The sequence below is a fragment of the Dactylosporangium cerinum genome (assembly GCF_042653625.1).
Taxonomy (GTDB): domain Bacteria; phylum Actinomycetota; class Actinomycetes; order Mycobacteriales; family Micromonosporaceae; genus Dactylosporangium; species Dactylosporangium cerinum.
Genome location: NZ_JBHSIU010000019.1, coordinates 308,902 through 333,653 on the forward strand (window position 1 = coordinate 308,902; position 24,752 = coordinate 333,653).

29 protein-coding genes, 3 tRNA genes and 1 pseudogene are annotated in these 24,752 nt (G+C 72.7%); 18 read left to right on the top strand and 15 right to left on the bottom strand.

Annotated elements, in window-relative coordinates:
* Nucleotides 1–12 precede the first annotated feature (12 nt).
* The 7 genes from ACFPIJ_RS19185 (at nucleotide 13) to ACFPIJ_RS19215 (ending at nucleotide 6,347) form a co-directional block, all read left to right on the top strand.
* The gene (locus tag ACFPIJ_RS19185) at nucleotides 13–1,056 is read left to right on the top strand and encodes a hypothetical protein (protein ID WP_380116508.1); all 1,044 of its coding nucleotides are present in this window, start codon (nucleotides 13–15) and stop codon (nucleotides 1,054–1,056) included.
* A complete protein-coding gene (locus ACFPIJ_RS19190; RefSeq protein WP_380116509.1) occupies nucleotides 1,049–1,696 on the top strand; it encodes a 4'-phosphopantetheinyl transferase family protein in 648 nt (215 codons plus the stop codon). The genes ACFPIJ_RS19185 and ACFPIJ_RS19190 overlap by 8 nt, the downstream gene beginning before the upstream one ends.
* On the top strand, nucleotides 1,693–2,253 hold the full coding sequence (locus ACFPIJ_RS19195) for an HD domain-containing protein (protein ID WP_380116510.1): 561 nt from the start codon (nucleotides 1,693–1,695) through the stop codon (nucleotides 2,251–2,253). The genes ACFPIJ_RS19190 and ACFPIJ_RS19195 overlap by 4 nt, the downstream gene beginning before the upstream one ends.
* A 148-nt stretch (nucleotides 2,254–2,401) precedes the next feature.
* Entirely contained in the window at nucleotides 2,402–3,424 is a 1,023-nt protein-coding gene (locus ACFPIJ_RS19200) for a LacI family DNA-binding transcriptional regulator (protein ID WP_380116511.1), read from the top strand.
* Nucleotides 3,425–3,427: 3 nt separating this feature from the next.
* Complete coding sequence (locus ACFPIJ_RS19205; protein WP_380116512.1) at nucleotides 3,428–4,165, top strand: (Fe-S)-binding protein; 738 nt, start codon at nucleotides 3,428–3,430, stop codon at nucleotides 4,163–4,165.
* Complete coding sequence (locus ACFPIJ_RS19210) at nucleotides 4,162–5,691, top strand: LutB/LldF family L-lactate oxidation iron-sulfur protein (RefSeq protein WP_380116513.1); 1,530 nt, start codon at nucleotides 4,162–4,164, stop codon at nucleotides 5,689–5,691. Before ACFPIJ_RS19205 ends, ACFPIJ_RS19210 begins: the two co-directional genes overlap by 4 nt.
* On the top strand, nucleotides 5,688–6,347 hold the full coding sequence (locus ACFPIJ_RS19215; protein ID WP_380116514.1) for a LutC/YkgG family protein: 660 nt from the start codon (nucleotides 5,688–5,690) through the stop codon (nucleotides 6,345–6,347). Before ACFPIJ_RS19210 ends, ACFPIJ_RS19215 begins: the two co-directional genes overlap by 4 nt.
* Here the strand turns inward: ACFPIJ_RS19215 and ACFPIJ_RS19220 are convergent.
* Genes ACFPIJ_RS19220 through ACFPIJ_RS19235 form a run of 4 tightly spaced genes read right to left on the bottom strand, consistent with a single transcriptional unit; the run spans nucleotide 6,341 to nucleotide 9,059 of the window.
* On the bottom strand, nucleotides 6,341–7,123 hold the full coding sequence (locus ACFPIJ_RS19220) for a ComEA family DNA-binding protein (RefSeq protein WP_380116515.1): 783 nt from the start codon (nucleotides 7,121–7,123) through the stop codon (nucleotides 6,341–6,343). The two genes, ACFPIJ_RS19215 and ACFPIJ_RS19220, sit on opposite strands and share 7 nt — an antisense overlap.
* Before the next feature lie 26 nt (nucleotides 7,124–7,149).
* The gene (locus tag ACFPIJ_RS19225; protein ID WP_380116516.1) at nucleotides 7,150–7,605 is read right to left on the bottom strand and encodes a hypothetical protein; all 456 of its coding nucleotides are present in this window, start codon (nucleotides 7,603–7,605) and stop codon (nucleotides 7,150–7,152) included.
* 29 nt (nucleotides 7,606–7,634) lie between these two features.
* On the bottom strand, nucleotides 7,635–8,168 hold the full coding sequence (locus tag ACFPIJ_RS19230; protein WP_380116517.1) for a M15 family metallopeptidase: 534 nt from the start codon (nucleotides 8,166–8,168) through the stop codon (nucleotides 7,635–7,637).
* A gap of 51 nt (nucleotides 8,169–8,219) precedes the next feature.
* Nucleotides 8,220–9,059, bottom strand: coding sequence for a cyclase family protein (locus ACFPIJ_RS19235; RefSeq protein WP_380116518.1), 840 nt, complete (start codon nucleotides 9,057–9,059; stop codon nucleotides 8,220–8,222).
* Between the two features lie 276 nt (nucleotides 9,060–9,335).
* Between ACFPIJ_RS19235 and ACFPIJ_RS19240 the strand changes: the two genes are divergently transcribed.
* From ACFPIJ_RS19240 to ACFPIJ_RS19250, 3 genes are all read left to right on the top strand, one after another.
* Nucleotides 9,336–10,223: a DUF929 family protein gene (locus ACFPIJ_RS19240; RefSeq protein WP_380116519.1), complete on the top strand. Its 888-nt coding sequence runs from the start codon at nucleotides 9,336–9,338 to the stop codon at nucleotides 10,221–10,223.
* A gap of 2 nt (nucleotides 10,224–10,225) precedes the next feature.
* The gene (locus ACFPIJ_RS19245) at nucleotides 10,226–10,702 is read left to right on the top strand and encodes a vitamin K epoxide reductase family protein (RefSeq protein ID WP_380116520.1); all 477 of its coding nucleotides are present in this window, start codon (nucleotides 10,226–10,228) and stop codon (nucleotides 10,700–10,702) included.
* A gap of 118 nt (nucleotides 10,703–10,820) precedes the next feature.
* Nucleotides 10,821–11,537 (top strand): YcnI family protein, encoded by a 717-nt coding sequence (locus ACFPIJ_RS19250; RefSeq protein WP_380116521.1) that lies wholly within the window; start codon nucleotides 10,821–10,823, stop codon nucleotides 11,535–11,537.
* A 63-nt stretch (nucleotides 11,538–11,600) separates the two neighbouring features.
* Here the strand turns inward: ACFPIJ_RS19250 and ACFPIJ_RS19255 are convergent.
* Nucleotides 11,601–11,894 (bottom strand): annotated as a pseudogene (locus ACFPIJ_RS19255) (methyl-accepting chemotaxis protein); the annotation flags it as partial.
* A 216-nt stretch (nucleotides 11,895–12,110) separates the two neighbouring features.
* Here ACFPIJ_RS19255 and ACFPIJ_RS19260 point away from each other — a divergent pair.
* Nucleotides 12,111–12,620, top strand: coding sequence for a sigma-70 family RNA polymerase sigma factor (locus tag ACFPIJ_RS19260; protein WP_380116523.1), 510 nt, complete (start codon nucleotides 12,111–12,113; stop codon nucleotides 12,618–12,620).
* Nucleotides 12,617–13,336 (top strand): zf-HC2 domain-containing protein, encoded by a 720-nt coding sequence (locus tag ACFPIJ_RS19265; protein WP_380116524.1) that lies wholly within the window; start codon nucleotides 12,617–12,619, stop codon nucleotides 13,334–13,336. The genes ACFPIJ_RS19260 and ACFPIJ_RS19265 overlap by 4 nt, the downstream gene beginning before the upstream one ends.
* Nucleotides 13,337–13,340: 4 nt before the next feature.
* Here ACFPIJ_RS19265 and ACFPIJ_RS19270 read toward each other — a convergent pair whose 3' ends face one another.
* On the bottom strand, nucleotides 13,341–13,985 hold the full coding sequence (locus tag ACFPIJ_RS19270) for a (2Fe-2S)-binding protein (protein ID WP_380116525.1): 645 nt from the start codon (nucleotides 13,983–13,985) through the stop codon (nucleotides 13,341–13,343).
* Between the two features lie 50 nt (nucleotides 13,986–14,035).
* Here ACFPIJ_RS19270 and ACFPIJ_RS19275 point away from each other — a divergent pair, with 50 nt between their 5' ends.
* Together ACFPIJ_RS19275 and ACFPIJ_RS19280 are read left to right on the top strand one after the other, a co-directional pair.
* Nucleotides 14,036–14,644 carry a TetR/AcrR family transcriptional regulator gene (locus tag ACFPIJ_RS19275; protein ID WP_380116526.1) on the top strand — a complete coding sequence of 203 codons (609 nt, stop codon included), beginning with the start codon at nucleotides 14,036–14,038 and terminating at the stop codon, nucleotides 14,642–14,644.
* Between the two features lie 40 nt (nucleotides 14,645–14,684).
* On the top strand, nucleotides 14,685–15,122 hold the full coding sequence (locus ACFPIJ_RS19280; RefSeq protein WP_380116527.1) for a GntR family transcriptional regulator: 438 nt from the start codon (nucleotides 14,685–14,687) through the stop codon (nucleotides 15,120–15,122).
* A gap of 18 nt (nucleotides 15,123–15,140) precedes the next feature.
* Here the strand turns inward: ACFPIJ_RS19280 and ACFPIJ_RS19285 are convergent, their stop codons facing one another.
* The 3 genes from ACFPIJ_RS19285 to ACFPIJ_RS19295 all read right to left on the bottom strand — a co-directional run bounded on the left by ACFPIJ_RS19285 (nucleotide 15,141) and on the right by ACFPIJ_RS19295 (nucleotide 18,436).
* Nucleotides 15,141–16,898 carry an Hsp70 family protein gene (locus ACFPIJ_RS19285; protein WP_380116528.1) on the bottom strand — a complete coding sequence of 586 codons (1,758 nt, stop codon included), beginning with the start codon at nucleotides 16,896–16,898 and terminating at the stop codon, nucleotides 15,141–15,143.
* An 87-nt stretch (nucleotides 16,899–16,985) separates the two neighbouring features.
* On the bottom strand, nucleotides 16,986–17,801 hold the full coding sequence (locus tag ACFPIJ_RS19290) for a PP2C family protein-serine/threonine phosphatase (RefSeq protein ID WP_380116529.1): 816 nt from the start codon (nucleotides 17,799–17,801) through the stop codon (nucleotides 16,986–16,988).
* Nucleotides 17,801–18,436, bottom strand: coding sequence for a hypothetical protein (locus ACFPIJ_RS19295; RefSeq protein ID WP_380116530.1), 636 nt, complete (start codon nucleotides 18,434–18,436; stop codon nucleotides 17,801–17,803). The genes ACFPIJ_RS19290 and ACFPIJ_RS19295 overlap by 1 nt, the downstream gene beginning before the upstream one ends.
* Nucleotides 18,437–18,661: 225 nt before the next feature.
* Here ACFPIJ_RS19295 and ACFPIJ_RS19300 point away from each other — a divergent pair, with 225 nt between their 5' ends.
* Nucleotides 18,662–19,033, top strand: a complete 372-nt coding sequence (locus ACFPIJ_RS19300) for a nucleotidyl cyclase domain-containing protein (RefSeq protein WP_380116531.1) — start codon at nucleotides 18,662–18,664, stop codon at nucleotides 19,031–19,033.
* 37 nt (nucleotides 19,034–19,070) lie between these two features.
* Here the strand turns inward: ACFPIJ_RS19300 and ACFPIJ_RS19305 are convergent, their stop codons facing one another.
* Nucleotides 19,071–19,568 carry a hypothetical protein gene (locus tag ACFPIJ_RS19305; RefSeq protein ID WP_380116532.1) on the bottom strand — a complete coding sequence of 166 codons (498 nt, stop codon included), beginning with the start codon at nucleotides 19,566–19,568 and terminating at the stop codon, nucleotides 19,071–19,073.
* A complete protein-coding gene (locus tag ACFPIJ_RS19310; RefSeq protein ID WP_380116533.1) occupies nucleotides 19,568–19,885 on the bottom strand; it encodes a DUF6959 family protein in 318 nt (105 codons plus the stop codon). Before ACFPIJ_RS19310 ends, ACFPIJ_RS19305 begins: the two co-directional genes overlap by 1 nt.
* A gap of 150 nt (nucleotides 19,886–20,035) precedes the next feature.
* Between ACFPIJ_RS19310 and ACFPIJ_RS19315 the strand changes: the two genes are divergently transcribed.
* The 3 genes from ACFPIJ_RS19315 to ACFPIJ_RS19325 all read left to right on the top strand — a co-directional run bounded on the left by ACFPIJ_RS19315 (nucleotide 20,036) and on the right by ACFPIJ_RS19325 (nucleotide 23,176).
* The gene (locus ACFPIJ_RS19315; protein WP_380116534.1) at nucleotides 20,036–20,572 is read left to right on the top strand and encodes a hypothetical protein; all 537 of its coding nucleotides are present in this window, start codon (nucleotides 20,036–20,038) and stop codon (nucleotides 20,570–20,572) included.
* 319 nt (nucleotides 20,573–20,891) lie between these two features.
* Nucleotides 20,892–22,742: a DUF4118 domain-containing protein gene (locus ACFPIJ_RS19320; protein WP_380116535.1), complete on the top strand. Its 1,851-nt coding sequence runs from the start codon at nucleotides 20,892–20,894 to the stop codon at nucleotides 22,740–22,742.
* 227 nt (nucleotides 22,743–22,969) lie between these two features.
* The gene (locus ACFPIJ_RS19325; RefSeq protein WP_380116536.1) at nucleotides 22,970–23,176 is read left to right on the top strand and encodes a hypothetical protein; all 207 of its coding nucleotides are present in this window, start codon (nucleotides 22,970–22,972) and stop codon (nucleotides 23,174–23,176) included.
* A gap of 103 nt (nucleotides 23,177–23,279) precedes the next feature.
* On the opposite strand, the gene ACFPIJ_RS19330 is transcribed toward ACFPIJ_RS19325, so the two are convergent.
* The 4 genes from ACFPIJ_RS19330 to ACFPIJ_RS19345 form a co-directional block, all read right to left on the bottom strand.
* A tRNA-Val gene (locus ACFPIJ_RS19330) sits at nucleotides 23,280–23,354 on the bottom strand.
* A 34-nt stretch (nucleotides 23,355–23,388) separates the two neighbouring features.
* A tRNA-Cys gene (locus ACFPIJ_RS19335) sits at nucleotides 23,389–23,459 on the bottom strand.
* Between the two features lie 17 nt (nucleotides 23,460–23,476).
* Nucleotides 23,477–23,549: transfer RNA gene (locus ACFPIJ_RS19340), tRNA-Gly, on the bottom strand.
* 110 nt (nucleotides 23,550–23,659) lie between these two features.
* The gene (locus ACFPIJ_RS19345) at nucleotides 23,660–24,697 is read right to left on the bottom strand and encodes a CapA family protein (protein ID WP_380116828.1); all 1,038 of its coding nucleotides are present in this window, start codon (nucleotides 24,695–24,697) and stop codon (nucleotides 23,660–23,662) included.
* Between the last annotated feature and the right edge of the window lie 55 nt (nucleotides 24,698–24,752).

The following is a 24,752-nucleotide window of genomic DNA, read 5'->3' on the forward strand; positions in this document are numbered from 1 at the left end:
AGGATCGATCCCATGGCGACCACCACCGCTCCGTCCGCGACGACCGCCCGCGACCGGCCGGTGTCGACCCCGCGCCGGGACCTGGCCGTCGCGCTCGCGACGCTGTGGCTCACCGGCGGGCTCTACCTCGACGGCTGGGCCCACTCCCACGTGCCGGAGCTGGAGACCTTCTTCACCCCATGGCACGGCGTGCTCTACAGCGGCTATGCGGCGCTCGCCGTCGCCCTGGTCCCGGCGAGCCTCTGGCGCGGTCGCCCGGCCGGCCCCGTCCGGGACTGGGTCCCCGCCGGCTACGGGCCCGGCCTGCTCGGCGCCGTCCTCTTCGCCGTCGGCGGCGCCGTCGACATGGCCTGGCACACGCTGCTCGGCATCGAGGTCGATCTCGAGGCCCTCCTCAGCCCGCCGCACCTGCTGCTGCTGACCGCCGGCATGCTGATGATCACGACCCCGGTCCGCGCCGCCGCGGCCCGCCACGCGACCGCGGCCGGCCCGGCCCGGCCCTCGGTCCTCGGCGACCTGCCGGTCCTGCTGAGCATGCTGAGCGCGGTCGGCATCGCCGCCTTCTTCCTCGACTACCTGTCGCCGTTCATCGACGCGCCCGCCGCGTCCGACGGGTATGGCAACGGGCAGCCGTTCGGGCTCGCGCAGCACCTGACCTTCACCACGCTCGTCGTCGCCGCCGCCCTGTTCGTGTGGACCCGGCTCGGCCGGATCCCCGTCGGCCTCCTCACGGTCGTCGTCGCCGCGGCCTCGGTCCCCAACGGCGTCTTCAACGACTTCGAGAACCTCGCCGCGCAGCTGTGGCCCCTGGCCGGTGCCGTCGTCGCCGACGTGGCGGTGCAGTGGGTCGCCGCGCAGCGCCCGCACCGGGTCCCGGTCGCGGTCGGCGCGCTGCTCCCGCTGCTGGTCTGGGCCACCCACCTGATCGGCGTGCAGACGTCGCTCGGCGTGGCGTGGTCGGAGGAGCTGTGGGCCGGCGTCGTCGTGCTCAACACCCTGGCCGGCGCCGTCCTCGGCACCCTGGCCGCCGGAGGTAGAGTTCCGGCTCGTGCGTGACCTGTTGCCGGAGTTCGTGATGGTCGAGGTCGCCGGGGACGACGACTGGACCGGCGCGTTGCTGCCCGACGAGGCGGCGAACCTGTCGCCACGGGCGGTCGAGGGGCGGCGGCGCGAGTTCACCGCGGGGCGCGTGTGCGCGCGGCGGGCCCTCGAAAGGGTCGGGATTCACGGCCAGCCGGTGCTGGCGGCGCCGAGCCGGGCGCCGATCTGGCCGGCTGGGGCGACCGGGAGCATCACCCACACCACCGGCTACTGCGCGGTCGCCGTCGCCCAGGTGCCGGACCTGCGGGCGGTCGGGATCGACGCGGAGCGCCGCACCCTGCTGCCGGCCAACATCGTGCAGCAGATCCTGCTGCCCGGGGAGATCGCCTGGTGCGAGGCCCGGCCGGACGAGCCGTGGTGGCCGGCGGTGCACTTCAGCGCCAAGGAGACGGTGTACAAGATGTGGTCGCCGATCATGGGGACCTGGCTCGGCTTCCACGACGCCAGGCTGACCATCGACGTGGCGGCGGGCACGTTCGAGGCGCAGATCCTGCCGGAGAAGCTGGCCGAGTCGCCGGGCGCGCCGGAGGTCTTCCACGGCCGGTTCGCCGCCGAGCCGGACCTGATCCGCACCGCGGGACACGTCGAGCGGTGACCGCGTTCGAGCGGGCGCTGGCCGAGCCCGGGCCACGGCCCCTGCCGCCGGAGGTGGTGGCGATCCTGCGCCGGGTGGACGCGCCGCCGCGGCTGGTCGCGCACCTGCGGCTCGTGCACGACGTCGCCGCGCAGCTGCTGGACTGGCTGACGGTGGCGGCACCGGGGCTGGTGGTGGACCGGGCGGCGGTGCTGTTCGGCGCGGCGACGCACGACATCGGCAAGGCCGTGCACCGGCGGGAGCTGTCGGAGCCCGGCAGCGCGCACGAGGCCACCGGCGCGGACCTGCTGCGTGACCACGGGGACCTGGCCAGGTTCGCGGCGACGCACGCCCAGTGGGAGCGGCCGGACGCGACCACGGAGGAGCTCCTGGTGACGCTCGCCGACAAGGTGTGGAAGGGCAAGCGGGTGGCCGGCCTGGAGCAGCGGGTCGCGGCGCTGCTCGGCGGCGGGCGCGAGCCGTGGGAGGCGTTCCTGGTCCTCGACGACGAGCTGACCCGCGTCGCCGAGGACGCCGACGCCCGCCTGGCGTTCCAGGCTGCCTTTCCGGTGGACTGATGCGATCAGGCTGAACGACGGTTGTGAAACGTTTCATGCACTGACTACAGTGACGCCGGAAGCGGATGCGTGACACCGTCAGGGGTTCGACAACCAGGTGGCACACTGCTCCAGGCGCTGACACGTTTCAGGGAATTCCGGGAGATCGATGTCCAACACGACCGGCATCAAGGAGGTGGCCCGCCGCGCGGGCGTCTCCATCGGCACCGTCAGCAACGTGCTCAACCGGCCCGAACTGGTCGCCTCCTCGACCCGGCAGCGGGTCCTGGACGCCATCACCGAGCTGGGCTACGTGCGCAACGACTCGGCCCGGCAGCTGCGCGCCGGGCACAGCCGGCAGATCGCCCTCGTCGTGCTCGACGTGACCAACCCGTTCTTCACCGACGTGGTCCGCGGCGCGGAGGCCGCCGCCGAGGAGCACGGCGTGATGGTCGTGGTCTGCAACAGCGGCGAGGACGCCGGCCGGGAGCAGCGCCACCTCGACCTGCTCGAGGAGCAGCGGGTCCGCGGCGTGCTCATCACGCCCGTCGACGAGTCGCCGAACTCGCGCCTCGAGCTGCTCATCCAGCGCGGCACCCCGGTCGTCCTCGTCGACCGCGGCTCGGGACGGCACAGCCGCTGCTCCGTCGCCGTCGACGACCTGCTCGGCGGGCGACTCGCCGGCGAGCACCTCGTCGAGCAGGGCCACGAGCGGATCACGTTCGTCGGCGGGCCCGCCACGATCACCCAGGTCCGCGACCGGCACGCCGGGATCGTCGAGGCGGTCCAGGGCCGCGCCGAGCTGTCCGTGGTCTCCACCGCCAACCTCACCGTCGCGGCCGGCCGCGCCGCCGCGGCCGAGATCGACGACGCGACCGCTGTGTTCTGCGCCAACGACCTCGTCGCGCTCGGCGTCCTGCAGGGCCTGACCCACCGCGGCATCCGCGTGCCACAGGACGTGGCGATTGTGGGATATGACGACATCGAGTTCGCCGCCGCGGCCGCGGTGCCGCTATCCTCCGTGCGTCAGCCTCGGGAACAGCTCGGTCGCACCGCCACGGCCCTGCTGCTCGAGGAGATCGAGGACGACGGGCGGCACGAACACCGGCACGTGGTGTTCCAGCCGGAGCTGATCGTCCGCGAGTCGAGTGGCCGGCCCCGCACCCGCCGGCCCCGAAAGATTGGGCGGTGATCTATGCGGGTGGCACTGTTCGTGACCTGCCTCGCCGACGCGATGTTCCCGCAGGTCGGCCGGGCCACGGTCGAGCTGCTGGAGCGCCTCGGGCACGAGGTGGTCTTCCCCGAGGCGCAGACCTGCTGCGGCCAGATGCACATCAACACCGGCTATCAGCGTGAGGCCGTGAAGCTCATCGAGCACCAAGTCGACACGTTCGCCGGGTTCGAGGCGATCGTCGCGCCGTCCGGCTCGTGCGTCGGCTCGATCCGGCACCAGCACGCCGCCGTCGCCCGCCGGGCCGGGCGGGTCGCCCTGTCGCACCGGGCCGAGGAGGTCGGCGAGCGCACCTACGAGCTGTCGGAGTTCCTCGTCGACGTCCTCGGCGTCACCGACGTCGGCGCGCACTACCCGCACCGGGTCACCTACCACCCGACCTGCCACTCGCTGCGCATGCTGCGGGTCGCCGACCGGCCGCTGCGACTGCTGCGGGCCGTGCGCGGCATCGACCTGGTCGAGCTGCCCGGCGCCGACCAGTGCTGCGGTTTCGGCGGCACGTTCGCGCTGAAGAACGCCGACACGTCCGCGGCGATGCTCAGCGACAAGCTCCGCAACGTGCTGTCCACCGGCGCCGACGTCGTGGCCGCCGGCGACTCGTCGTGCCTGATGCACATGGGTGGCGGCCTGTCGCGGCTGACGGCCGACGCCGGTGCCGTCGCCCGCCCCGTGCACCTCGCCGAGATCCTGGCGGCGACATGACCTCGACATTTCTCGGGATGCCGGTGTACGCGCCGCGCGGTGTCGGTGCCCTCCGGGGTGACGAGCCGTTCCCCGACGCCGCCCGCACCGCGCTCGGCAACGGGCAGCTGCGGCGCAACCTCGGCCACGCCACCCGCACCATCCGCGGCAAGCGCGCCGCCGTCGTCGCCGAGGTCCCCGACTGGGAGGAGCTGCGCCTGGCGGGCGAGGCGATCAAGGCCGCGACCATGGCCCGCCTGCCCGAGCTGCTGACCCAGCTGGAGGAGCAGGTCACCGCCCGGGGCGGCACCGTGCACTGGGCCCGCGACGCCACCGAGGCCAACGCGATCGTGCTCGGCCTGGTCCGGGCCGCCGGGGCCGACGAGGTCGTCAAGGTCAAGTCGATGGCCACCCAGGAGATCGGGCTCAACGAGGCCCTGGCCGAGGGCGGGGTCACCGCCTGGGAGACCGACCTCGCTGAGCTCATCGTGCAGCTCGGCGACGACAAGCCGTCGCACATCCTGGTCCCCGCCATCCACCGCAACCGCACCGAGATCCGCGACATCTTCCGCCGCACCATGCCCGACGTGGGCGAGCTGTCCGACGAGCCCCGCGACCTGGCCATGGCCGCCCGCGCGTACCTGCGCGAGAAGTTCCTGACGGCGCGGGTCGCGGTGTCCGGGGCGAACTTCGCGGTCGCCGAGTCCGGCACCCTCGCGGTCGTCGAGTCGGAGGGCAACGGCCGGATGTGCCTGACCCTGCCGCAGACCCTGATCACCGTCATGGGCATCGAGAAGGTCGTGCCGGCCTGGACCGACCTCGAGGTGTTCCTGCAGCTGCTGCCGCGCTCCTCGACCGGCGAGCGGATGAACCCGTACACGTCGCTGTGGACCGGGGTCACCCCCGGCGACGGCCCGCAGGACTTCCATCTCGTCCTGCTCGACAACGGCCGCACCGCCGTGCTGTCCGACGAGCGGGGCCGGTCCGCGCTGCACTGCATCCGGTGCAGCGCCTGCCTCAACGTCTGTCCCGTGTACGAGCGCACCGGCGGGCACGCGTACGGCTCCGTGTACCCGGGCCCGATCGGCGCCGTGCTCAGCCCGCAGCTCACCGGGGTCGAGGACAACGCCTCGCTGCCGTACGCGTCCAGCCTCTGCGGCGCGTGCTTCGACGCGTGTCCGGTGCGCATCGACATCCCGGCGATGCTGGTGCACCTGCGGGCCCGGCACGTCGAGGAGCGGGCCTCGCGGCCGGTGCCGTCCGCGGAGGCCGTCGCGATGGCGGCGATGGCGTGGGTGATGGCGAAGCCCGCACGGTTCCGCGGCGGGGAGCGGCTGATGCGGCTCGGCCGGCTCCTCGGGCGGCGCGCCGACCGGATCACGGCGCTGCCGCCGCCGCTGTCGGCGTGGACGGCGAGCCGGGACCTGCCCCGCCCACCCGGGCAGACGTTCCGCGAGTGGTGGCGCACCCGCCCGGCCGCACCCGTTTCACCCGCATCCGATTCGGCCGCGCCCGTTTCGCCCGCACCCGCCGAGGAGGACCGATGAGTGACGCGCGGGACGCGGTGCTGGCCCGGATCCGCACCGCCCTGGGCCCTGATCCGGTCGTGCCGGAGGTGCCCCGCGACTACCGGCGCGCCGGGACCGTCCCGGCCGGCTCCCCCGAGCTGCTGGATCTGCTGGTCGACCGCCTCGTCGACTACAAGGCGACGGTGATCACCACGACCGACGCCGGCCTGGCCGGCGACCTGCGCGCCGCGCTGGACGCCACGATGCCCACCGGCGGGCGGCTGATCGTCCCGCCGGGGCTGCCCGACGGCTGGCTTCCGCGCGCCGGCACAGACACCGGCAGCGCAGCCGCCGACATCACCGTCGACGACGGTGTCCTCGGGCCCCGCGACCTCGACGGGTTCGCGGGGGTGGTCACCGCGTGCGCGGCGGCGGTCGCCGAGACCGGCACGATCGCCCTCGACGCCGGCCCGGACCAGGGCCGGCGCGCGATCACGCTGGTCCCGGACCGGCACTACTGCGTCGTGCGGGCCGACCAGGTCGTGCAGACCGTCCCCGACCTGCTCGCCCGGCTCACCCCGACCCGCCCGCTGACGCTGATCAGCGGTCCGTCGGCGACCAGCGACATCGAGCTCAACCGGGTCGAGGGCGTGCACGGCCCGCGCACCCTCGTGGTCCTGCTCGTGACTCAGTAGCGGCGCGGCGGCGACAGCGTCAGGCGGTGCTGGATCCGCTCGAACTGGTAGGGCGTCAGCTGCGCCGTCGCGGCGAACTCCGCCAGGCTGGTGTAGCCGCCGCGACGCTGCCGCTCCGACAGCACGTAGGCGACCCGGGCGGCGTCGAAGGCCTCGAGCGTGCTGAACTGCGCGGCGTCGGCGATGTTCACGTCGACCGGGCCGTTCGGCGTCCACGGGGTCGGCGCCGGCCACGGCGTGGTCGATCCCGTGACAGTCGTCGGGAACTGCGCGGGGAAGCCGGCCGACGCCGTCGAGAACGGCGGCGGGGCAGCGTGCGGCGGGCCCGAGGACGGCGGGCCGGAGTAGGGCACCGCCGACGCGGGAGCGACCGGCGAGCCGTACGGCACCGCCGGGGAACCGTACGCGGCCGGGGCGCCGTACCCCTGCTGCGGCTGGGAAGCCAGGTAGCGCTGCTCCCGCCACCGCAGCCAGAACACGTTGAGCACGAACGAGTGCACGATGCTGGCGAGCCACAGCAGGCCCCACGCGGTGACGATGGTGTCGTCCAGGTGCTCGGGGGTGCCCGTCAACACCCGGTCGGAGGCGACGAACAGCGCGGTCTCGATCGCCATGTACGCCACGCCGGTGCCCCACCAGCCGGGCTTACGGGCGCGCAGCCCGATGAGGACGAAGCCGGCGCCGCTGAGGCAGCCGATCCCCACGATCGAGATGAGGACCCACCAGCTCTGCAGCAGCTTCCAGCCGAACCCCGGGCGGGCGGGTGCGGGATACATCAGGGCACCCTAACAGCGTTGCCGGGTCACCACTGCCCGTGCAACGTCACGGCCAGCAGCGCGGCGGCGAACGCCATCGCGACGAGGACCAGCATCGTCCACGCCCGCACGCGCAGGCCGTGGCGCAGCGCCGGGCGCTCGTCGGGCAGCGCGAACACCCGCGCCGGCCAGTGCCGCCACGAGACGTCGGCGAACACGGCGGCGGCTGCGCCGTACACCACCAACACCCCGAGGAACGTCAGCCGGATGCCGCCGCCGGTCAGCGCCGCGACACCCGCGCCGGTGACCAGGAGCGCCGCGATGATCGGCACGACCTTCCACCGGTTGCCCTGGGCGAGCAGCGTGAGGAAGTCCTCGAGGCGGTCGTCGTCGAACCCGAACCGGGCGACCTTCGGCTGGACCACGAGCAGGCTGTAACCCATCGACCCGCACCACATCGCGGCCAGGGCCAGGTGCACGGTGAGCAGCGACGACACCAGCATGCCCGCAGCCTAGCCGGGAACGGGGAGGCTCACCCGCCGGCGAACTTCCAGTGCCACGGCTCGCGCGGGGTGTTCTCGGTGAAGCCGAACCGTCCCGCGTTGGCCCGCATCCAGGCCTGCGCCTTCGCGTCGAGGTCCAGGTCGACGGCCATGCCCCAGCCGTGGTCGCTGGTGCCGGGCGCCGCGGCGAGGCCGCCCTGCGAGTAGAGGCCCTTGCGGCGGGCGAGGTCGACCTGCTCGTCGTAGCTGCGGTACGAGTCGGTGATGCCGATCGTGACCCCGTCCGCCTGCGCCTTGCGCAGCAGGCCCTCCATGGCGGTCGCGGCGGGCGCGGCGAGCCGGTGACCGGTCGCGCCGATCTCGGTGAGCGCGGTGGCCGGGATGCGGCCGTTGTCGTAGCGCTGTTTCAGCGTCGCCTCGGACACCCCGGTCGCTGCCGTCAGCGCGCCGGCGAACGCGGCGGCGTCCTGCGCCACGGGCGCGGCCGACGGGCGGAACGCGGCGAGCTGGTAGCGGATCTCTGCCATCCGGGTGGCGATGCCGGTGATGCCTTCCACACGCACCGCATCGGCACCCGGAGGCGCGACTTGACAGAAACTCAGGCTTGCACGAACTCAGGCGTGCACGCCGGGCGGGATCACGCCGTAGATGAGCGCCGTGGACCCGGAGCCCTTGGCGTTGATGAAGCCGCCGCAGAGGATCGAGGCGCCGGTGGTCGGGAACCCGGCCAGGTTGGCGAGGATCTCCAGGCTGATCCGGTGCCGCTGGTAGACCAGCAGCGACGCCAGGAACTCCGGGTCGGTGCCGAGGTCGGGGCCGAACGTGTCGATGCCGGTGCCGCCGTTGCGGCCGATCCGGCCGGTGTCGATGAACCACTGGACCGTCTGCGGCGCGAAGCCCGGCTGGTGCAGGACCCCGTCGGCGTCGAGGTTCGGGAAGGCGTCAGTGCCCCACTTGTACTCCCAGCCGGTCCACATGATGATCATCGACTCGTCCGGGATCCGACCGTGCCGGCGCTCCCACTGCTTGACGTCGTCGATGGTCAGCGCGTAGTCGGCATTGCGGGCGCACTTGTCCCGCACGTCGATCTTGACCGCGGGCAGGAACAGGTCGTTGGGGTCGAGGTCGTCGGCGAGGGGCTCGCCGGCGTTGAAGTGGCCGGGCGCGCCCCAGTGGGTGCCGGTCGCCTCGCCCTCCCGGACGAACTGCAGGTAGTAGCCGTCCTCCTCGATGGTGGCGATCGTCTCCAGCTCGAACGCCGGGTCGCCGGGGTAGATGTTGGTCTTCGCCGGGTCGTTGACGTGCGACAGGCTGATCAACCGGGTCTTGCCGGGCTTCAACTGTCCCGCTCCGCTTCCACTGCCGCTCTCGGCGGCCGCCGCGCTGCCGGCCAGTCCGGCGGCGCCGGCCACCGCACCGGTCGCGGCCGCTGTCAGAAGGTGTCGTCGCTGCATGATGTGGATCCGCCCCTCGCATCCGTGCTCTGGGTCAGTGTTCCTGTCAGTAATCCTGGTGCCGACATGCCACAGTGCACCCGCACACCGGACCGCGCAAGATCTGCCGTCCTACCCGGCGTGGCGGGACCTTCGACCCAGTGCGACGGCGGGCCATCCGCCTAAAGTCGGCGACGCAGGGAACCTGTGGGTGCTCCCGTACGACTAACCAGGCAGACGAGTGGGGGGTTGCGCGTGTCGAAGCGCCAGCGGGACTCGCGCGAGTACGCGCGACGCATGCGGATGATCCAGGAGCGGGCCACGGCCCGGAAGGGCCGGATGCGCCGGGCGACGGCCGCGATCGCCGCGGTTCTGGTCGTGTTCGCCGTCATGATCGTGGCGAAGCTCGGCGGGGCGGGCGAGGGCGGCGGTGGCGAGCAGGCCTCGCCGTTCCCGACCGGCGAGGCCGCCGCGGCGATCGTGGCCAAACTGACCTCGGTCCCGCCGTCGGTGCTCGACCAGGTCGGCACCGGCTCCGCCGCCGGCCCCGGATCCGCCGCGACACTGCCGAAGGCGATCAGCGGCCAGGAGGTGCTCACCGACGGGGGCAAGCCGCTGGTGCTGTACGTCGGCGCCGAGTACTGCCCGTTCTGCGCCGCGCAACGCTGGCCGGTCGTCGTGGCCCTGTCCCGGTTCGGGACGTTCAGCGGCCTGACGATCACCGCCTCGGCGTCGGACGACGTGTACCCGAACACGCCGACGGTGTCGTTCCACGGTTCCACGTACACCAGCGACGTGCTCACCTTCCAGGGCGTGGAGACCAGCAGCCGGACCCGCAAGGGCGGCTCGTACACGCCGCTGGACCAGTTGACGGCGCAGCAGGCGCAGCTGGTGCAGAAGTTCAACGCCCCGCCGTACGTCGACGCGAAGTCCGCCGGGTCGATCCCGTTCATCGACTTCGCCAACCAGGCCATCGCCGGTGGAGCGTCGTTCAGCCCGCAACTGCTCGCCGGCATGACCGCTGAGCAGGTCACGGCGGCGCTGGCCGACCCGAACAGCGACATCACCAAGGCCGTCGTCGGCAACGCCAACGCGATCACCGCCGTGCTGTGCAAGATCACCGGCGGCAAACCGGCGAACGTCTGCACCAGCCCGGCCGTGACCGCCTTCCAGGGAAAGGTCTGAGGATGACCGAGACCGCCGTCCACCCGATCGCCGGCGCCCTGGTCCAGCGGTGGGTGCCGCCCGTGTCGCTGGTGCTGTCCGTCCTCGGCCTGGCCGTGTCGGTGTACCTGACGATCGAGCACTACACGTCCTCGACGACCCTCGCGTGCCCGGACACCGGCGCGTTGAACTGCCTGAAGGTCACCACCAGCGAGCAGTCCACGATGTTCGGCGTGCCGGTCGCGCTCCTGGGCCTGCTGTACTTCGCGGTCATGGTGGCCCTGTCGCTGCTGTGGAGCACCCCGCGCCGGGACGTCCGGCTCGCCCGGCTCGCGTTCGCGGCGGTCGGGGTGGTCTTCGTCGCGTGGCTCGTCTACGCGGAGCTGTTCATCCTCGACGCGATCTGCCTGTGGTGCACGGCGGTGCACGTCCTGGCCGTCGGCCTGTTCGCGGTGACGGCGCTCGGCACGGCCTACGCGGACCCGGCCGACCTGACCTGACCTCCTGGCCCGTTTCCGGGTTTGCCCTTTTCCGGAGATGGCGGGAACTATCCGGCGGCCCGCGGCGACTATCCCGCAGACCGTGCAGTTCCCGTCTTCCGAGAGGACAGCCCGCATCATGCGCCTGACCCATGTGGTCCGGGCGGGTGTCGCCGCGGCCGCGGCCGCCGCCGCGGCACTCGCCTTCCCCGCCGTCGCCTCCGCCCACGTCACCGTCAACCCGGGCACCGCCACGCAGGGCGGCTACACGAAGGTGACGTTCCGGGTGCCGAACGAGCGCGACGACGCCTCCACCGTCAAGCTCGAAATCGCGCTGCCGACCGACACCCCGATCGCGTCCGTGTCGCTCAAACCGGTCCAGGGCTGGACCGCGGTCGCCGAGAACAGCAAGCTCGCGACGCCGATCAAGACCGACGACGGCGAGATCACCGACGCCGTCTCGAAGATCACCTGGACGGCGTCGGCGGGTGCGGAGATCAAGCCGCACACGTTCCAGGAGTTCGACGTGTCGCTCGGCCCGCTGCCGGCCGTCGACCAGATCGTGTTCAAGGCGCTGCAGACGTACTCCGGCGGCGAGGTCGTCCGCTGGATCGACGAGCCCGCCGCCGGCGCGGAGGCCGAGCACCCGGCCCCCGTCCTGAAGCTCACCAAGAAGACCGACCCGGCCGCGACCGCGGCGGCCACCGGCGCCGGGCCGGCGGTCGCGGCGAAGGACGACGACGGCGGCGACGGCACCGCGGTCGGGCTCGGCGTCGCGGGGCTCGTCCTGGGCCTCGCCGGCCTGGTCGTCGCGGTCCTCGCGTTCCGCCGCACGCGTCCGCAGCCCGGAGCCTGACCCGCCTCGACGGTGAACTGGACGGTGAACTAGACGGTGAACTCCGAGACGGCGTGGCGCGGCGATCGACGTGGCGATGCGGGCCGTGCCGTCGGCGGCCTCGGCCACGTTGCGGGTCATCTCCGCGGTCGTGGCCGACTGCTCCTCGACCGCGGAGGCGATCGTCGTCTGGTAGTCGCTGATCTGGGCGATGATCGCGCTGATCTCGGAGATCGCGGTGACCGCGTCGCCGCTGCCCTGCTGGATGGCGGCGACGCGCTGCGCGATGCTCTCCGTCGCCCGGGACGTCTCCTGGGCGAGGTCCTTGACCTCGTTGGCGACGACGGCGAAGCCGCGGCGCGTCGGCCCGGGCCGCGCCGTCGGCGATCGCGTGGCCGGCGGCCGCCGCCGCGGTGGACGCGCCGGTGAGCTCGGGCCGGCGGGAGAGTCGGGCCGGCGGTCGAACGGACCGTCCGGGTGACACATCGGACGTGCGGTGCCGGAGCTGCGGAAAAGTCCCGGCTCCCGGGTGGTTGAACCCGCAACCGTCTGGTGGGGTAGACCTCGACAGGACCCGCGCGTGAGGAGACCCAGTTGACCACGGACGAGGAGCTGATGACCGCGCTGTACACCGAGCACTACGGTGTGCTGCTCGGCTTCGTCTCGCGGTATGAACGCGACCGTCACCGTGCCGAGGACCTCGTCCAGGAGACGCTCCTGCGGGCCTGGAAGCACATCGGGCGGATCGACGTCAGCCGGGACACCACCCGCGCGTACCTGCTGACGATCGCGCGCAACGTGGTGAGCAACGCGTGGCGGGCGGAGCAGCGGCGGCCGCGGCTCGTCGACGACCCGGACGCGATCGCGGCGGTCGCCGACGCCGACAACGTCGACGAGCTCGTGGAGGGCTGGCTGGTCCGCGCCGCCCTGGACCGGCTGTCGGTCGAGCACCGGCAGGTCGTGGAGTCCGTGTACTACGACGGGCGTACCGTCGCCGACACCGCCCGCCGCCTGTCCGTGCCGGAGGGCACGGTCAAGTCCCGCGCCTACTACGCGGTCCGGGCGCTGCGCGCGGTGTTCGAGGAGATGGGGGTGCTGCGGTGAGCGAACACGACTCGGTGCGCCCACTGCTCGGCGGGTACCTCCTGGGCGGGCTGGACGAGACCGACCAGTTCAGGGTCGACGCGCACCTGAGCGGCTGCGCGGACTGCCGCGCCGAGGTCCATCGGCTCGCGCCGGTGCCGGAGCTGCTGCAGCGGCTGCCCGGCGACGGGCCCGCGGCGGTCCTCGAGGCGCCGACCCGGGACGGCGTCGACGCGCTGCTCCGCCGGGCCCGGCGGGCCGGGCCGCCGGTCCGGTGGCGGGCCCGGATCCTGGTAGGGGTCGCCGCCACGGTGGCCGCCCTGACCGTCGTGGGTTCGGTCGTGTGGTCGCGGTCCGCGCCGCAGACGCCTGCCCGGACCACGCAGGCCGCGCCGTCGGCGCCGGGTTCGAGCACGCCGGCGTCGAGCGCCCCGGCCGGCACCGTCGTGCAGTTCGTCGCGGCCGCCGGCAGCGCGCTGTCCGGCCGGGCCACGCTGACCCCGCGGCAATGGGGCGTGTCGGTGGCCCTGGAGCTCAGCGGCCTGCCGGGCGACGGGCCGTTCGTGCTCCGCGTGGTCGGCCGCGGCGGCCAGGAGGAGCAGGCGGCGTGCTGGGGCCGGACCACGTCCGCGTCGGCCCGGGTCACCGGGGCCAGCTCGATCCAGCTGCCGAACGTCGACAAGGTCACCGTCTCCGACCACGACGGCCACCTGTTGGGGACGGCCGCACAGACCTGAGCGGTCAGCGGCGCAGGACGCAGTCGCCGCAGGTGCCGCCGCCGGGGATCCGGTAGTACAGGCAGCAGTTGCGGCGGCGCAGCGCCCGGCCGTGCAGGTCCGCCGTGCCGGCGAGGGGCGCGACGCCGAGCAGCTCGGCGACGGTCGCCCAGACGGCGGGGTCGTCGAGCTGGCCGGCGGCGCCCGCCAGGGCCGAGCTGACATTGCCCCACAGCACCTTCGGGGAGAGCCGGAACTCCGCCTGGAACACGGCGAGCAGCGGCGCGACCAGCCCGAGCAGGATCCGGTCGCGGAACACCGCGATCCCTTCGGCCGCCTCGGCGCGCTCATCACCGGCCGGCACGGTGCACGCCATCGGCCAGGGCCCGCCGGCGACCGGTTTCCAGAACAGCTGCCCCGGCGCCGGGAACCTGGGCGTGAGCAGGGGCGGCGCGAGGAGCCGCGACGCGACCCCGAGGAACGTCACCGACGCGACCACCCGCACCGGCACCGTGGCGGGGTCGAGCCCGAACATCGTGACCAGGGTGTCCCGCGCGACCCCGACCCGTTCGGCGGCGACAGCCGGGTCGAGCAGGTCGGTGAACGGCCGCCAACCGGCGCCGGCCTCGGTGCCCGCCTTGAGGTCCTCCCACACGAAGTACGGATTCACCGCAGCAGCCTATTCCCGGCTCCGGGGCCGGTCCCCGATAGCATGGACTGATGTCCGTGACCGCAGACACCGGCGAGCGTTCGCGGATCATCGAGGCCGCGCACCGCTGCCTGGTCGACACCGGTGGGGGCGGCCTGTCCGTCACCGGTGTGCTCGCCGCCGCAGGCCTTTCCACCAGGGCGTTCTACCGGCACTTCGACTCCAAGGACGCGCTGCTGCTGGCGATGTTCCGCCGCGACAGCGACCGCGTCCACGCCGAGCTGACGGCGGCCGCCGACGCCGCGCCGACCCCGCCGGAGGCGTTGCGGGCGTGGATCTTCGGGCTCCTGTCGCTGACCGCCGACAGCCACCGCCGCCGGCGGGTCCTGGTGATGTCGTGCGGCGAGCTGATGGGCACCGCCGGCTACACCGCCGAGCGGGCGCGGATGTCCGCCGCACGCCACGCGGCGATCGCGGCGATCCTCGAGCGGGGCCGCGCCGACGGGTCCCTGCCGTGGGCTGACCCGGACGCCGACGCGCGGACCATCACGGCCGCGCTGTCGGCCGCGTTCCAGGAGCGGATGACGCCGGACGCGGCCCAGGACGACGCCGGCGCGACCCGGGCGGCCGAGCAGGTCACCGACTTCGCGTTCCGCGCCCTGGGCGCCACGGCCGTCTGAGACCTTCCGCCCCGTGTAGCCAAGTGGCTACAGTTTCCGGATGCCGCCACGGTACGAGCGTGTCGCCGACGCACTCCGGGCCCAGATCATGGCCGGGACGCTGCCACCCGGAGCTGTGGTGCCCAGCGCCGCCACACTCGCCCACGAGCACGACGTCGGCCGCGACACGGCGCTCAAGGGCATCGCCGTGCTGCGCCGCGAGGGCCTGCTGTTCCTCGCCCCCGACAAGTCGATCCGGGTCGGTCCGGTGACCGCCCGGCCGGCCCGCGGCCCCGGCGGCCCACCCGGTGGCCACCTCGACGGGCCCGCCGAGGTCCGCGCCGTCCCGCCCGGCGGGGTCGTGTCGGCGCGAATGCCGACCCCGCGGGAGCGGGAACGCTTCGGCCTCGCCGAGGGGGTGCCGGTCCTGGTGGTGCGCACCGGCGAGGCGGAGGAGATCCACCCCGCCGACCGGTTCGGCCTGCACTGGCCCTCCTGAGCTGTTCGCGCGCTTCGCTCAGTCGGCCCAGGCGATGATCCCGTCGAGCCGGGTCACGATCGCGTGCCAGTCCCAGCGGACCGCGTCGGCGTCGACGGCGTCCAGCCGCCGCCGGGCGGACCGGCCGGCGAGGGTCCGGTCGGCGTGGCGCAGCAGGTCGTCGACGCCATCGAGGAGGCTCCCCTCGGCGAGGAGCGCGATGACGTCCTGCAGGCCGAACGCCTCGGCCAGGTCGACGGCGACGTCCCGGGCGGCGACCAGCAGGTCCGGCATCCATTGCCGCGGCGGGAAGCCGAGGTTGTACTGCACCAGGTCCAGGTCGACCTCGTCCTCGTCGCCGGCGTCGTGCACGAGTGACACGAACAGGTCCCGGGCCGCCGGCCAGCCGTCGAGCCCGGCGAGCTCGTGGTCGCCGGCCTGCAGCAGGTACGTGGCGAGCCCGGCGACGCTGCGGAACAGCAGCGGGCCGCCACCGCGGCTGAGGAACACGGTGTGCTCCGGTTCGGCGAACCTGGCCCGGATCGTCCAGCCGTAGCCGGACGGCAGGCCGAGCCGCAGCGGGTGGAACGGCGCGTCCCGCCACGTCCACCCCGAGATCAGCACGGGATGCGCCGGCAGCCAGTCCCACAGGCGCCCGCCCTCGCCACTGTCGGGCGCTCCACTGTCCGGCCCGCCACTGTCCGGCACGGTCGGGTCCGGCACGACCTCCGGCACGGCCTGCGGGTGCGGCGTCGCGGCGGGCGGGTGCGGCGCGGCCAGGACCGCGACGCTGCCCTCGGCGGCGAGGAGCTCCGGCTGGCCGGACGCGACCGGCGGGATGCCGACGACGCGGTGCAGCAGGGTCGCGACGAGCGGCATCCGGGTGCCGCCGCCGGCGAGGTACACCCCGGCGACCGACGCCGCGTCGACGCCGGCGTCGCGCATCACCCGCAGTGTCAGGTCGGCGGTGGGGCGCACCAGTGGGGTCGCGATGCGTTCCAGGTCGTCCGGGGTCAGGGTCACCTCGCCCCGGCCGGCGACGGGCACGACGGCGGACGTCCCCGCGCTCAGCAGTTCCTTCGCGAGCCGGGCCTGCTCCGTCAGCCACCGCTGCTGCCCCGGATCGAGCCGCGCGCCGGCGGGTGCCACGGCCAGGAGGTGGGCCGCGATCGCCGCGTCGACGTCGAGGCCACCGGCGCCGGCGAGCCCGGCGGCCGCGACGACCTGCGGACCGGCGGCGGTGGAGCGCACCACGGTGACCTCGAAGGGGCCGGCGCCCAGTTCGTACACGACGATGCACTGCCCCTCGACGACCGGCGCCTGGAGCCGTCCGAGCAGCGTGGAGGCGACCGCGACCGGTGACGGCACGAGCCTGGCGGCAGGCAGTCCGGCCATGGACGCCGCGGCGAGCAGCGCCCCGCGGTGGTGGGCGTCCCAGAACACCGGATGGGTCAGGGCCACCTCGTGGGGCGCGACCCCGCCGGTGACCCGCAGCGCCTCGGCGTGCACGGCCCACAGGACCGCGGCGAACAGGTGCACGACGGGCACGCCGGTGCCGCCGAGCGGCACGGTGACGTCGGCGGCGCGCAGCTTCGGGTTGGGCTCGTAGCGGTCCGGGTCGGCCGTCCCGCCCCGCACGGCGGCACCGCCGACCGCGAGGACGCCCCCGGCGACGTCGAGGTGGACCGCCGACGGCAGCAGCGGCGAGCCGTCGAACAGCAGCGGCGTCACCGCCCCGTCGTCACCGGTCAGGACCGCGGCCGTGCTGGATGTACCGAAGTCGATGCCGAGGTGCATCGCACGATCTTGCCAGCAGGCGGCTCACCCGTCAGCCCCGGGACCTGCAGCGTCAGCCGGGGCGCAGCGTCAGCCCGGGGCGCAGCGTCAGCCGGGGCCGGCCGGGATGCCGAGCGGGTCGGTGTCGACGCCCGGGTAGACCACGATGCCCGGGTCGGTGTCCTCGTCCTCCGGGGCGGCGTGGGCACCACGGGTGTAGGTGCCGGTGTCCGCACCGGCGGTGACGAGGTGGTCGACGACGACGGCGGTGACGTTGTCGCGGCCACCGGCGAGCACGGCCCGGCGCACGAGGAGGTCCGCGGCGGCCTGCGCGGCCGGCTCGGCCCGCAGGACGTCGGCGATCTCGTCGTCGGTGAGCTCGAGGGACAGCCCGTCGGAGCAGACGACGAACCGCTCCCCCGGCACCGGCGGCAGGACCCACAGGTCCGCGTCCGGGGCGGGCCGGGTGCCGAGCGCCCGGGTGATCACCCCGCGCCGCCGGGTGACGCTCTCCGGGGCGGTGTGGTCGACGGTGAGCTGCGTGAGGACGCCGCCGACGAACCGGTACACCCGGGAGTCGCCGACGTTGAACACGGCCCACCGCTCCACACCGGCGTCGAGCACGAGGCTGATCCCGGTGAGGGTGGTGCCCATGCCGGTGCGGACCGGATGCTCGACCGCGGAGGCGAGGATGTCGGCGTTGGCGCGGGCGATCTCGTCGTGGACGTCCTGCGGGGTCCGGTCGGGCCGGGTGGCGAGCCGCCGCAGCGCCTCGACGGCGAGTTCGCTGGCGACGTCACCGGCGGCGTGGCCGCCCATGCCGTCGGCGACCGCGAAGACCCCGTCGGCGACGAGCGCGCTGTCCTCGTTGCGCCGGCGGACCCGGCCGACGTCGCTGGCGGCACCAGCCCGGACGGCCGCCATCACGCACCCGCCGCGACGGGGCTGCCGAAACGCTCGACCAGGGCGGCGACGACGCCGTCGCGGCTGGACGGCACCGCGTCCTGCGGGGAACCACTGGACAGCACCCAGGTGCCGTCGGCGGCGCGGGCGATCGCGAGCCCCACCTCGGGTTCGTCGCCGGTCCCGGACCTGATCGCGACGGCGGCCTCGCCGTCGCCGGCGGTGCAGCGGTCGACGAAGCGGGCCAGCGGCGCCGCCAGGGGCTCGGCCGGGTCGAGGGCCTCGACGCCGTAGAGCCCGAACGGCCCCGGATACGCGGCGAGGCCCGCCGCCGTGCCGCTGAACAGGTGCATCACCAGGGTGCGGTCACCGGCGGAGCCGGCCGCCTCGGTCGTCGTGTGCAGGGTCGACAGGGCGGCGACGGCGCTGAGCACGAGCGGGCCGGGCACGACGCTGCCGCCCTCGTCGGTGCACAGCCCGCGGGCGAGCAGTGACGCGACCCCGGCAGCGGTGACGATGTCGGTGGCCGCCTCGGGTTGCAGGCCGAGCCGGCGCCGGACGGCGTCCATGCCGGCGGTGCGCTCGCCGTGCGGCCCGGCGGCGGAGCGGAGCAGGAACTCAAGCTCCGCGAACGTGCACAACGTGGTGTCGGCCATGACCGGAAACGCTCCTCCTTCAGTGCTCGCCCCGTCTTGCCGTGCCGCTGCGCCGGCACCATTGCATGATCGACGGCCGGGACGCGAAAGTCATGCGCTTCCCCGGACGTCGGCACCTTTGGATGCGTCGGCCCGTTCTGCCAGGTGCGCCGGCTGGCGGCTTGATGCCCGCTGAGGGTGCGAGCGGCGCCGGGCAGCACCGGAAAGCACCGGAGGAACGGCCCGATGAGACTACCACCGCGGGCGGTCGGTGCTCGTAGACTGCCGCCCCCGGAAAGCCTGGACTTCGGTCCGCCCCGGCCGATCGGTCTGGACGTGGCACCGGACCCGGGTCGGACCGCCCGGCGCCGCCGCTGGGCCGGGTTCGCGCTGGTCACGGCTGTGCTGGTGGCCGGCCCCGGGGTCACGGCCGGCGGCGCGGTCACCGTCGAGCAGATGGAGCAGCGCTACGCCGGACGCCTGACGGACCGCTACGCGAGCGTCGGCGTCGCCCTCAACGACACCGGCGCCGACGTCGACGACATCGTGCGCGCCGCCGACGCCGCCATGTACCGCGCCAAAACCGCCGGCAAGGGCCGCTCCGTGCTCTCCCGGTGATCCTTGCCGGCGCCGGCGCATCGGTCTCCAGCAGGGTTCAGCAGGCGTCCCGGGCGTACTTGCGGTACGCCTTCCTGGACATCTTCTCCGCCTTCTTCCCGGGCTGGGCGAGCACCTCGTAGGGTCCCAGGTCCTTGAGCATCGGCGGCGTGAACTGGACGCCGCTGACGGACGACCGGCCGACGATGTCCCCACCGGCGACGTAGGTCCGGTCGTCGCGCAGCTCCTGCAGCGCTCCCTGCGTCTGCGTCCAGCCGTCCGGGGTGGTGAAGAGCGGGATCTCGGCGTAGTCCACCGCCTGCGGGGCGGCCACCTCCCACAGCGGTGCCGGATCCTCGAACAGGGAGACCCTTCTGACCTGACTGCCCTTGCACGGCGCGAGGACGATCACCGGCCGGCCGTCGACCCAGGCCATCGCGGCCAGGAACACCTCGCGCGGGGTACAGCCGGCGTTCGCACCGGACGCGACGAGCAGCGCCGCGCACACGACGAGCCGGAACGCCTTCACCGCGACGCCTCCGTCCAGTGCGGTCATCACCGATCGCTGCTCCGCACCGCGGACGAACCGTCGGCAGGACCAGGTCGGCTGAACGGCAGAGGAATGCCAGCCTCATCCAGCACGGCGACGTAACCGTCGAGGCGACCACCCAACTCCCCCGCAAGATCGTCGACCCATTCCAGCGCGCCGTCGATGTCTCCCGCCTCGATGGCGGAACGCAGCTCGGCGATCGTCGCGCACAGGGTGGACAGACTGTCCCCTTGGATCAGCACACCGGGAAACCGTCGCGGCGGGACTCTGAGCACCGCGAAGTTGCTCTCGTGCGCATACAGATCAACCTCGACGCGGTCCATCCAACGACGGTATCCCGACTCCGGACGGCGTACGGTGCGCCGACTAACGGTCCGCTAACGGTCTGCTAACGACCCGGATCGAGGATCGACGCAGCGGATGCCCATCAACGTCCGCTCCGGTCCATACGCCTCCATGACAGGAGAACGCACATGTCCGTCACGTCCCAACTCACGCACTTCCGCAGCGCCGTCGTCCGTCGGGCAATCGCTGCGGCGGTCGTGGGCGCCACCACCGTTGCCGGCCTGATCGCCACGGCCGGACCTGCCCACGCCGGCGGAGAGACCGATTTCGTCCTGATCGACAACGGGATCATCGACCTCGGCCTGATGATCGATCCGTTCACCACCCAGTTCCTCGCACCCGGCGCTCAGATCAGGTGGAATGCCAACAACACGACGCACACGTACGCGCCCTCCGTGTTCGGAGTCTTCTCCCTGACGAACGCCTCCCGCTCCTGCGGCTGGATCAAAATCGAAGCGTTCAGATACAACGGCACCTCGCTCGGCTCCGCGTGGAGCCCCGGATACTGTCCGATCACGAACTCCAAGAGGTTCTTCCCCGCCGAACCATCCCTGCCCCCGTTGAACCAGCCCGACGTGCACAAGGTGCGGGTCTCGGCCATCACCCAGACCAACGGCGGCAGCCTCATCGTCCAGGGCTCGGGCGACGCGTACCCGTACGACTAGCCAGCGGCAACCGGCCGCCGTCAAGCTACGGGAGGCCCGGTGCGTTGGTGGTGCGAGCCGCAGGCCGGCCGACCGGTCGGTTGTCACCCTTCACCTCGCTCGGCCGCACCATGTGAGCGGCATAGCGTGACCTGCGGCGTCCGACATGATGGTGATCGAGGGCAGGCGCATGGCCTTGTCCCTCACGTCCAGGTTGCCCAGGCGGCATTGTCGGCGCCGGAAAACAAGGTCGCATCGCCCGTGCCACATGGCCGAACTTGATCGTAGGAGTGACGTGGAGTGACGCTGGTGGCAGATGCTCGGGAGAGGGGTCTTGGTGATGTTGACGCGCCTGGCGGCCCGGCTGGTCCACCTGACGCCGCCGCCGATCTGGCTGGGGATCGTCGTCGGTGCGCTGCTCGTCGCGGCCGAGATGCTGCTGGTCCATCTGCTGGAACACATAGTGCCGCAGGAGGTCCTGGTGGTGTTCTTTCTGCTCGGCGTGCTGGTGATCTCCACGGTCTGGGGCCTGTGGCTGGCGTTGGCGATGTCGGTCGTGAGCGTCGCGGCGTACAACATCGGCTTTGTTCCAGCCGTTCGGAGGTTCGACTTCACGCAGACCGAGGCGTGGGCGGGACTTGCGGCGTTCTTGGTCGCGGTGGCTACCGCGAGCTTGTTGGCCGACCTCGCCCGGGTTCGAGCGGTCGAGGCGATTGAACGTCGCGAGGAGGCCGACCTTTTCGCCGGGCTGGCCCGGCGCTGTCTGGCTGTGCACAACCCGCGGTCGGTGCTGCCGGAGGCCTCGCGCCGCCTAGCGCGGGTATTGCGGCTGCCGTTCGCGGTGATCGAACTCGACGACGTCCCGGCCGAGGAGTGCCAAATGGCACTCCCGCTGCGGTACGGCTCGCAGACCGGCACCCTGCTCGTCCCAGCCGACCTGCCGGAGCCGAGCCTGCGTCGGCTGCGCGAACGGATGGTGCCCCGGTTGGAGATTCTGCTGCAGGCCGCGGCCGAGCGCGAGGCCCTGGTCAACTCTCTGAAGGAGCTTGCGACGGAACAGGAGAGCCTGCGGCGGGTGGCGGTGCTCGTCGCCCGTGGTGTCCCGCCGGCGGAGGTCGTCGCCGCAGTCGCTGCCGAGACGGCGTCGCTGCTGACGGCGGACGCCACGAGGCTGCTGCGACAGGAGATGCCCGGCACGGTCAGCGTCATCGCCGAGTACAGCAAACACGACATCGATCCACTGCTGGGGCGGCAGTTCACCGTCGAAGGAGGCATCGCCGAGCTCGTGCTGCGCGACGCCCGCCCGGCCCGCTTGGACAGCTACGACGACCGCAGCGGTCCTATTACCGACGTGATACGCAAAGAAGGGTTCCACACATCGGTCGCCACGCCGATCGTGGTCGAGGGCCGGGTGTGGGGCGTACTCGTTGTCCTGTGGGTCCGGCGCGAACCGGCGCCACCCGATACCGAGGAGCGGCTGGCCCAGTTTGCCGAGCTCGTCGGCACCGCGGTCGCGAACGCCGAGGGCCAGGCCGAGCTCAACGCGTCGCGGACCCGGATCGTTCTGGCCGCCGACGAGGCCCGCCGCCGTATCGAACGCGACCTGCACGACGGCGTCCAGCAGCGTATGGTCTCGCTCAGCCTTGAACTCCGCGCGGCCGAGGCGTGTGTACCGGGCGAGCTCGACGATCTCAAGGCGCGGCTCGGGCGGACAACGGAGGGCCTGGCCGGCGCGTTCAAGGAACTCCAGGAGATCTCGCGGGGCCTCCACCCGGCGATCCTCTCCCAGGGCGGCCTCATGTCCGCGCTGAAGGCGCTCGCCCGCCGCAGCCCCGTCCCGGTCAGGATCAAAACGGGCCCCAAATGCCGGCTGCCCAGCGGTGTCGAAGTTGCCGCCTACTACGTTGTGTCCGAAGCGCTCACGAACGTGGCCAAGCACGCCCGCGCCTCCGAGGTCGACGTGGATGTCGACGTCACCATCGACGATCACACAGCGCGTGAGGTCCTCGTGCTCTCGGTCCACGACGACGGCGTCGGTGGCGCCGACCCGGCCCTCGGCTCAGGGTTCGTGGGTCTCGTCGATCGGGTCGAGGCCCTCGGCGGACGCCTGCAGGTCTCAAGTCCACCAGGCGCCGGAACGACACTGCTCGCCACACTCCCGACCGACATCGATTCCGCACCGGCTGCGTGACACCTGATCATCGGGTGCGACCACCGAGGCGCGTAGAGGCGTGCCGGCTATCACGGTCGGTACGGCGCCCGCAGCTGGGTTCGCAAACACAGCATCACCGATTCGCAGACAGCCCCGGCTCCCGCACTGAGGATGCCCGGATGCAGCCCGCGTTCGGCTTGCCTGGTGGGGCGGCCGCAGCGCCGTAACCCTGGACAGCCGCAGTGGTGGCGAGGTATTGAAACCAGATGAACAAGGCTGACAGCCCGCCACCCTCCCGTACCGTCGGCGCGGTTGCTGGAATAGCCGTCATCTTCGCGCTGGCGGCGACGTCACGCCACTGGCTGCCTGGATACCCCGACTGGCAGAAAGCTCCGGCAGCCACACTGGTCGGCGTCGCCGTGGGCCGGATCGCTCAACGCATCGCCCTTCGATTGAAAGACCGACGACGGTGACGGCGACGCGGCGCCCACGGGCCGCTGCCGCGCCGTATACCCCCTGTTAGACCCCCTGCATGCAAAAGGCCCGTTCTCGATCTCCGAGAACGGGTCTTTTTGCTGGTGGGCGATACTGGGTTTGAACCAGTGACCTCTTCCGTGTCAAGGAAGCGCGCTCCCACTGCGCCAATCGCCCTAGCTGAGGTGCCCCACCGTGGTGTGGCCTCTCGAGGTGGGAACGGGATTTGAACCCGTGTACACGGCTTTGCAGGCCGTTGCCTCGCCTCTCGGCCACCCCACCGTGGTCACTTTTTCCCGAGCGGACGACGAGATTCGAACTCGCGACCCTCACCTTGGCAAGGTGATGCGCTACCAGCTGCGCTACGTCCGCACCGCCCGGCCAGTCGTGCACCCGGCGACGGATGCAAACTCTAGCCGACCCTCATCCCCCATGCCAAACCGGTATCCCGATCCGGCGTGTCAAGGGACGAAAGACAGAGCTCAAGGGGAGGAAGCAGTGAGGCCGGCGCAGGTGGAGAGGCCGGCGTAGCGCTGGCTGAGCTTGGTCGCGGCGGCGCCGGTGAGCAGGGTGGGCTGGCCGGTGTCCGAGACCACTGCAGGGAGGAACTCCCGGCGGGTGACAGCGCGGTCCCGGACGGTGAGCCGCAGGACGCCGGTCTCGACGCTCTTCGAGGTGCCGTACCAGAGGAAGTTGCCGAGGCCGTACGCGACGAACGTAGGGCCGAGCCAGCCGGAGCCCTGCAGGGTGTGGGCGTGGGCGCCGATGATCAGGTCGGCGCCGGCGGCGGAGAGTTTGCCGGCGAAGGTCTTCTGGGCGGTGTTGGCGCAGCTGTTGCCCTCGTCACCCCAGTGGTTGAACACGATGACGAGGTCGGCCTGCTGGCGGGCGGCGGTGACGGCGGCGACGGCGCGGGTGGTGTCGAAGGCCATGGCGATGCCGGGCTTCGACGGGCCGGGGGCCCAGCTCGACGAGAGCTCGCCGACCTGGCTGAAGCCGAGGACGGCGATCTTCACCCCGCGGACGGTGGTCAGCCAGGGGCGGTACGCCGACTCGACGTCCGCGCCGGCGCCGAACGCGGGGAAGGAAGCCGCGTGCAGCGCGTCGAGGGTGTCGAGGAGGCCGACGCGGCCGTAGTCGAGGGTGTGGTTGTTGGCGATGCTGACCGCGTCGATGCCGGCGGCCTTCAGGGCGTCGATCGCGACGGGCGTGGTGCGGAAGTGGTACGTCTTGGGCTCCTCGGCCCCCCTGGACGTGATCGCGGTCTCCAGGTTGACGATCGTGAGGTCCGCCGCGGACAGCTGCGACGCGATCGGGCCGAACGCGGTCGCCGGGTCCTTGAGCAGCTTCGCGGTGCGGTCCATGAAGTGCACGTCACCGGCGAACACGAGCGTCAGGTCGACCGGAGCGGGCGAGGAAGGGACCGCGGGCAACGCGGCAGCCGAGGAAGGGGGAGGTGGGGGCGCGGGCGGGGAGGACGACGAGCAGCCGGCAAGCAGCAGCGGAATCACGAGCACCATTCGCCTCACGGCGATCACGCTAACGGGTGACGACCCCCTCCGGGAACGCAACGCG